Annotated in this window: 5 protein-coding genes and 1 pseudogene; 5 read left to right on the top strand and 1 reads right to left on the bottom strand. The window is 67.4% G+C overall.

Going from position 1 to position 7,597, the window contains the following annotated elements:
• Nucleotides 1-218: 218 nt before the first annotated feature.
• The 3 genes from ABDW21_RS14320 to ABDW21_RS14310 are packed head-to-tail and all read left to right on the top strand — an operon-like array spanning nt 219 to nt 3,117.
• Nucleotides 219-1,811, top strand: a complete 1,593-nt coding sequence (locus ABDW21_RS14320; protein ID WP_343602850.1) for a radical SAM protein — start codon at nt 219-221, stop codon at nt 1,809-1,811.
• A complete protein-coding gene (locus ABDW21_RS14315) occupies nt 1,808-2,602 on the top strand; it encodes a class I SAM-dependent methyltransferase (RefSeq protein ID WP_343602852.1) in 795 nt (264 codons plus the stop codon). The genes ABDW21_RS14320 and ABDW21_RS14315 overlap by 4 nt, the downstream gene beginning before the upstream one ends.
• Nucleotides 2,599-3,117 carry a DoxX family protein gene (locus tag ABDW21_RS14310; RefSeq protein WP_343602853.1) on the top strand — a complete coding sequence of 173 codons (519 nt, stop codon included), beginning with the start codon at nt 2,599-2,601 and terminating at the stop codon, nt 3,115-3,117. The genes ABDW21_RS14315 and ABDW21_RS14310 overlap by 4 nt, the downstream gene beginning before the upstream one ends.
• A gap of 58 nt (nt 3,118-3,175) precedes the next feature.
• Here the strand turns inward: ABDW21_RS14310 and ABDW21_RS14305 are convergent, their stop codons facing one another.
• Nucleotides 3,176-4,537: a sugar porter family MFS transporter gene (locus tag ABDW21_RS14305; RefSeq protein WP_343710602.1), complete on the bottom strand. Its 1,362-nt coding sequence runs from the start codon at nt 4,535-4,537 to the stop codon at nt 3,176-3,178.
• Between the two features lie 346 nt (nt 4,538-4,883).
• Between ABDW21_RS14305 and egtA the strand changes: the two genes are divergently transcribed.
• Together egtA and ABDW21_RS14295 are read left to right on the top strand one after the other, a co-directional pair.
• Nucleotides 4,884-6,182, top strand: a complete 1,299-nt coding sequence (gene egtA, locus ABDW21_RS14300; protein ID WP_343603279.1) for an ergothioneine biosynthesis glutamate--cysteine ligase EgtA — start codon at nt 4,884-4,886, stop codon at nt 6,180-6,182.
• A gap of 26 nt (nt 6,183-6,208) precedes the next feature.
• Nucleotides 6,209-6,994 (top strand): annotated as a pseudogene (locus ABDW21_RS14295) (L-histidine N(alpha)-methyltransferase); the annotation flags it as partial.
• Nucleotides 6,995-7,597 lie beyond the last annotated feature (603 nt).

Below are 7,597 nucleotides of genomic sequence, written 5' to 3'. Positions count from 1 at the left end.
CCATTGTGCTCTGGCCCATTGTTCTGTGGCCCATTGTGCTCTGGCCCATTGATCTCTGGCCCATTGCACTCTTGTGGGATGCGTTGAACACGTGAACTGTCATCGTGCGGACAGTGCCGACCGGCACGGCGTATTGTCCGGCTGCTGACATTCGCGCACCGCACACGAGACGCACAGTGGTGAGATCGCTGAGGTGCACGGCTGACGGGAGAGCATCGGTGACGACCGTGAAGCGGGATCTTGACGAGGTGTTCATCGAGTACACCAAGAGCATCTGCCCGGTGTGCAAGGTCGTGGTGGACGCGCAGGTCAACATCCGCGACGCCAAGGTGTATTTACGCAAACGCTGCCGAGACCACGGCGACTTCGAAGCCCTCGTTTACGGGGACGCCGAAATGTACATGGACGCAGCTCGATTCAACAAGCCGGGCACACTGCCGCTGCAGTTTCAGACCGAGATTCGCGACGGCTGCCCCAGCGATTGCGGGTTGTGCCCGGACCACAAACAGCACGCCTGTCTGGGGCTGATCGAGGTCAACAGCCACTGCAACCTGGACTGCCCGATCTGTTTCGCCGACTCCGGTCACCAACCCGACGGGTACGCCATCACCATGGCCCAATGCGACCGCATGCTCGACGCGTTGGTGGCCGCCGAAGGCGAACCCGAGGTGGTGATGTTCTCCGGCGGCGAACCGACCATCCACAAGCAGATCCTCGAGTTCGTCGACGCCGCCCAAGCGCGCCCGGTCAAGACCGTCATCATCAACACCAACGGCATCCGGCTGGCCTCGGATCGGCGGTTCGTCGCCGGCCTGGCCGAGCGCAATCGGCCCGGCCGCCCGGTGCACATCTACCTTCAGTTCGACGGCCTCGACGAAGCCACGCACCGCGCGATCCGCGGCCGCGACCTGCGCGATGTCAAAGCTCGGGCGCTGGACAACTGCGCGCAGGCCGGCCTGACCGTGAGCCTGGTCGCCGCGGTGGAACGCGACCTCAACGAGCACGAACTCGGCGCCGTCATCCGCCACGGCATGGCGCATCCGGCGGTGCAGTCGGTGGTGTTCCAGCCGGTCACCCACGCCGGCCGGCACATCGAGTTCGACCCGCTGACCCGGCTGACCAACTCCGACATCATCCACGGCATCGCCGCGGAGCTGCCGCAGTGGTTCAAGGCAAACGATTTCTTCCCGGTACCGTGCTGTTTTCCCAGCTGCCGCTCGATCACCTACCTGCTCACCGACGGCGAGCATGTGGTGCCGATCCCGCGGCTGCTGGACGTCGATGACTACCTGGACTACGTCTCCAACCGGGTCATCCCCGACCTGACGATCCGGGCGGCGTTGGAGAAGCTGTGGTCGGCGTCGGCGGTGATGGGCAGCGACGTCACCACCGAGCAGCTCCAGAAGGCTGTTCGCGCCCTGGACTGCGCCGACGCCTGCGGGATCAACCTGCCCGAAGCGCTGACCAATCTCACCGACCGGGTGTTCGCGATCGTGATCCAAGACTTCCAGGATCCGTTCACCCTCAACGTCAGGCAGCTGATGAAATGCTGCGTGCAGCAGATCACCCCGGACGGGCGGCTGATCCCGTTCTGCGCCTACAACTCGGTCGGCTACCGCGAGCAGGTCCGCGAACAGCTCACCGGGGTGGCGGTGCCCGACATCGTGCCCAACGCCACCCCGCTTGCCGGGCTGCTGGCCGACTCGCCGAACGGGTCCAAAACAGCCGCCGGTTCCCGCACCGGGCATGACGCCACCACGCCCCCGCAAGCGGGCGGTACCCCCACCGGCAGCAGAGCGGTACGCCGATGACGGTGCCGCCGCAGCGCATCAAAACGTGTTGCGCCGAAGCGTATTCCAGCGACGCCGTGGCGTTGTTGCTCGGCGAGTCCTATCACCCCGGCGGCGCGGCGTTAACCCGCAGGCTGGCTGACCAGCTTGGATTGGGGCCGCGCCGGCGCCGGGTGGCCGACATCGCCTGCGGGCGCGGCGCCACCGCCCGATTGCTGGCCGGTGACTACGACGCCGTCGTCGACGGCGTCGACTTCAGCCAGGTCAACGTCGACCACGCCCAGAACATGGTCGCGCAGGACGAGCTGGGTGACGGGGTACGATTTCACCACGGCGATGCCGAACGACTCCCCCTGCCCGACAACACATTCGACGCACTGGTCTGCGAATGTTCACTGTGCACGTTCCCCGACAAAAACGCCGCCGCCGGGGAGTTCGCGCGCATCCTGCGCCCCGGCGGGTTGGCCGGCATCACCGATGTCACCGTCACCGACGCCGGCCTACCGGACGAGCTGACCACACTGGCGGCGTGGGTCGCCTGCATCGCCGACGCCCGAACCGCCGCCGACTACACCGGCATCCTGGCCGCGGCCGGACTTGAGCTGCGGCACGTCGAATCCCATGACGACAGCCTGCTGAAAATGATCGACCGAATCGAAGCCAGAATTACTGCGCTGCACATCGCTGCGCCAAAGACCCTTGCTGACAACGGTATTCAAACCGACGCGGTGCTAAAATACACCCGTCTGGCGACCGATGCGGTCAAATCGGGCCGCATCGGGTACACCCTGATGATTGCGGAGAAAACATGACACACCCCCTGATGACCCGTGCATCTCTGGTCGCACGTTTTCAACCGGCGTACCTTCGTACGACCGACGAACTGAACAACCTGGGCTGGCTGCCGAACTTGCTGCTGCGGGTCACCGTCGGGTTCATGTACTTCAGCGGCGCCGTGGGCAAGCTCGGTGATCTCCACAAGTTCACCACCATGTTTGCCAACCTGGGCATTCCCGCGGCGCAGGTGCTCGCCCCGTTTACCGCGGTGGTGGAACTCGTCGGTGGCGCGGCGTTGATGCTGGGCCTTGGCACCCGGCTGGTGTCGCTGGTACTTGCCGGGGACATGGTCGGCGCGTTGCTCACAGACATCGGCCCGGATCTGGCGCACAAGTATCCGGATCTCTGGCATTTTCTGAGCAACCTGTTTTACTCCCCGGAGTGGCTGCTGATAGGTCTGCTGCTGTGGCTCGTGTGTGTCGGAGCCGGCAAGGCCAGTGTGGACGCGCTGATCAGCCGACGTGTGGCGGCGCCAACCGCCGGGAGCTGATCACGCTCGGGGTCGCCGCTCGCGCGCCTTCGGGGCGTGGCCGGCGGGCTCAGCGACCTCATCCCGGCCCTCGGGTCACTCGGGCGGCCGCGGCCTGCTCGGTGGGTGTCTCGGCGGTCTCCCAGAAGTGCCGGATGTCTTCGAGCTGCTTGCCCTTCGTCTCGGGCGCAAACCGGTAGACGAAGGCGAACGCCACCAGCGTGAGGGCGCCGAACACCATGTACGTACCCACACCGCCGAGCGAATTGAGCATGGTCAAGAACACGGCGGCGACGATCGCGCTGCCCGCAAAATCCGCGGTGAGCATCGCGCTCGACCCCATCGACCGCAGCCGACCCGGGAAACTCTCCCCCGCGTACACCCCCAGCAGTGAGCCGAAGCCCAAGCTGAACCCGGCTGCAAACACCACCACGCCGGCCAAGCCCAGGAACGCGCCGCCGACCGCCGGACCCACGGCGAAGACGACGATCAGCAGGGCATCAGCCGCAATCATCATGGCGATGCCGGACAGCAGGATTGGCCGCCGACCCAGCTTGTCGACCAGGGTCAGCGAGACGAGCGCCGCCGCCAGCGCCGCAACTTGCGCCAGCGCCGGTAGCACGAGCGCGGAGTCGCCGGCGAATCCGATCGCCCCGAACAAGCGGGGTCCGTAGTAGACGATCGCGTTGATGCCCGTGATGTGGGCGAAGAATCCGAGCCCCACCACGAAGACCGTGGCCCGCCAATACGGCCGCCGCAGCATATCGATGAGCGCGCCGCCGCGCTGTTCTGCAAGCGTGCGCGCGATCTCGGCAAGGTCGCGCTCGACGCCGGCCTCTGGCTCCACGCACCGCAAAACTTGGCGTGCCGGTAGCACCGAGCCCTTGAGCATGTACCAGCGGGCGGTGTCGGGTATCGGCAGCAACAGCAGCAGGACCAGCACCGCGGGTCCCGCGGCCAGACCGAGCATCCATCGCCAGCTGTGCAAACCAGCAAGCAGGTAGGCCGCCAGGTAGCCGGCGATAATGCCGATCACCGTGGCGAGCTGGTAGGCGACCAGCAACGACCCGCGCATCCGGGCCGGCGCACACTCGGCGATGAAGACCGGAACCACCACCACCGACACCCCGAGCGTCAGCCCGAGCAGGAACCGCACCACCGCCAGCATCGGCAGCGACACCACCACCCCCGCACCCAGCACCGCGAACACCGCGTAGGCGACGGCCACCAGCACCATCGACTTCTTTCGCCCGATCGTGTTGGCGAGTAGCCCCCCGCTGATCGTCCCGGCGATCTGCCCGATCACCAGCGCGGTCGTCACCATCTCCTGCTGGTGGGTCGACAGGGCGAAGTCATCGGTGATGTAGCGCAGCGCGCCCGCGAAATTCGACAAGTCGTAGCCGTAGATCACGCCGACACTCGCCGCACTGATGCCGGCCATGCGTCCCATTCGCGGCGTTGGAGGATCGTCGACTTGTCCCACGCTGTCTGACCTTTCCACCGACTGCTGATGCCGGCCCAGTCAGGCCCGGGACCACCGCCGTGGCCTAGCAATGTGTCAGCCGGCTGACGGTCACCGTGGACTGCGGAGGGAAGCCGACGAAGTGCCGGATTGTCAGCTGGCGAACATTGCATGGTCGGAAATCCTGGCTGAGCCGGTTCACTGGACCGCCGCAGCACCCGGCGATCCGCCGACCCACTCGCAGGAGATCGATGAGACTGACACGCCGAATGACGATGGACAGGTGCGCGCGCCTCGGGGGGCGCGGGCTTGACGGGACCGTGCTATGACGTTGGCCCCCGGCACGTCAGTCGCATCGCAGCTGGATGACGCCCGTCTGCGCGACGGCGAGCTGGCCGGTTCGGCGGCCGCCGCGCACTACATTGCCGAGGGCTGTTTGGCCGATGCCCCGCTGGGGCGCGTCGGCCTGGAGGTCGAGGCGCACTGCTACGACCCCGTCGACCCGCACCGTCGACCCGGCTGGGATGAAATCACCGCTGTTCTGGAGGCACTTCCCACGCTGCCGGGCGGCAGCGCGGTCACGGTGGAACCCGGTGGTGCGGTGGAGTTGTCCGGCCCACCTGCCGAGGGCATCGTGCCGGCGATCGACGCGATGGCCCGCGACCGGGCGGTGCTGCGCACGGCGTTCGCCGAGGCCTGCCTGGGGTTGGTGTTGCTGGGCACCGACCCGTTACGGCCGGCCGGGCGGGTCAATCCGGGCGCGCGGTACCGCGCCATGGAACGGTTCTTCGCGGCCAGCCGCAGCGGTGTGGCCGGGGCGGCAATGATGACCTCGACGGCTTCGGTGCAGGTCAACCTGGACGCCGGGCCGCGGGCCGGGTGGGCGGCTCGGGTCAGACTGGCGCACGCGCTGGGCCCGACGATGATCGCGATCGCCGCCAATTCCCCGCTGCTGGGCGGGACGTTCTCCGGCTGGCTGTCCACCCGCCAGCGGGTCTGGGCCGAGTTGGACTCCGCGCGCTGTGGGCCGATCTTGACCGCCAGCGGCGACGATCCGGGCATCGACTGGGCGCGCTACGCGCTGAAGGCGCCGGTGATGCTGGTGCACTCCCCTGACGCCGTGCCGGTGACGCAGTATGTGCCGTTCGCCGACTGGGCGGACGCGCGCACGCTGCTCGATGGGCGCCTCCCGACCGTCGCCGACCTGGACTACCACCTGACCACACTGTTCCCGCCGGTGCGCCCGCGCGGTTGGCTGGAGATCCGCTACCTGGATGCCGTTCCCGACGCCGTCTGGCCGGCCCTGGTGTTCACCCTGGCGACCCTGCTGGACGACCCGGTTGCCGCCGACATCGCCGCCGAAGCGGTCGAGCCCGTCGCGACCGCCTGGGACACCGCGGCGCGCAGCGGCTTGGGGGACCGCAGACTGTACGCCGCGGCCACCCGGTGTGTGGCTGCGGCCGCCGAGCGGGCACCGGCCCACGTCGCCGCGGCAATGCAGCGGCTGGTGTGCGGCGTCGAACAAGGCCGCTGCCCCGCTGACGACTTTGCCGACCAGGTGATCGATCACGGCATCGCGCCCACGGTTGCCCGGCTGGCACGAGGCGAACCGTGGGTTTGCTGAGCAGGCTCGATCGGAGGAAGGACCGTATGACGCTGTCGCTGTCCAATCATCTGGCCGCCGACGCGGCGTATGAGGCGCTGTGTCGCGATGTGTCCGACGGGCTGCGCAAGACACCGAAGTCGTTGCCGCCGAGGTGGTTCTACGATGCGGTGGGCAGCGACCTGTTCGCTCAGATCACCAGGCTGCAGCTGGACGCGCTGCGCGATGCCGGCTCGCTGCGCCGATATGTGCCGTTCGGCGTCGGCGCCGGCATGCTGTCGGCAGCCGCGACCGCCATCGCACGCGAATACCCGACGATCGAGATCGACGCTGTCTGTTGCGATTTCGAGGAGCACCTGGCCGAGATTCCCGACGGCGGGCGGCGACTGTTCGTGTTTGTGGGGTCGACGATCGGTAACCTCACCCCCGGGCCGCGCGCGGAGTTCTTGGCCACTTTGGCCGAGGTCCTGGCGCCCGGAGACAGCCTGCTGCCGGGCACCGACCTGGTCAAGGATGTCGACCGGCTGGTGCGCGCCTACGACGACGCCACCGGGGTTACGGCCCGGTTCAACCGCAATGTGATCGCGGTGATCAACCGGGAACTCGACGCCGATTTCGACCTGGGTGCCTATGAGCACGTTGCACGCTGGAACGCCCACGCCGAACAGACGGAGATGTGGCTGCGGGCCAGTCGCCCACAGCGGGTGCGGGTCGGCGTGCTCGATCTGACCGTCGAGTTCGGTGCGGGTGAGGAGATGCTCACCGAGGTGTCGTGCAAGTTTCGGCCCCACGCGGTGGCCGACCGGTGGCTGGCCGCCCGTGGTCGAAGACGTCGGAGCGGGCGTCATCGGCAACGAAATCCTCGCGCGCAGCCGAGCCGCTTCCCGTTCGGAAACAGCTGCGGGACAGACACGAATCCGTCGTGGCGCCTTTGTCGACAAGCTGCTCACCGTGTTCCGGTGCGGCCCGGTCGTACTGTCGGGGTCGTGGTTCTCTTTTGCGTCAGAACGGATGAGCGTTCGGCGGTGCGTCGGCCTACGGGGTTATCCGATGCGGGTGAGGTGCTCGGAGAGCTCTGCCGCGCTTCCGGATGGTCATAGCGCGGGCCTGCCGAACCAGGGTCACGGCTTCACAGCCCGGCATGCGGCCTCGAAACCGGTTGCGGTTACAGCGATCTGCCGGGACGTAATCCCGACTTGGCTCACATTGGTACATATCGTGGGGCGGCCACGTCGCGTTGGTCACAACTGCCCCAGGTGTCCCTGCGCCGGTCGGCACCCGAGGTGCCCGGCTCCGAGCGACAGCTGCGGTGGCGCGGTACCGCGAAGGAGGTTGTCGCGCAGAGGCGGGCACGGCGCACCGGTGTGAGCACCTGAAAATCTGTCGAGTGTGCGATTTCGTACGCGACGCGCCGGCGCTGGCGTACGAAACCGCAC

Source organism: Mycobacterium sp. (assembly GCF_039583805.1).
GTDB lineage: Bacteria > Actinomycetota > Actinomycetes > Mycobacteriales > Mycobacteriaceae > Mycobacterium.
Note: the sequence above shows the minus strand (reverse complement) of the source record. Positions and strands in the feature narration are given on the sequence as shown.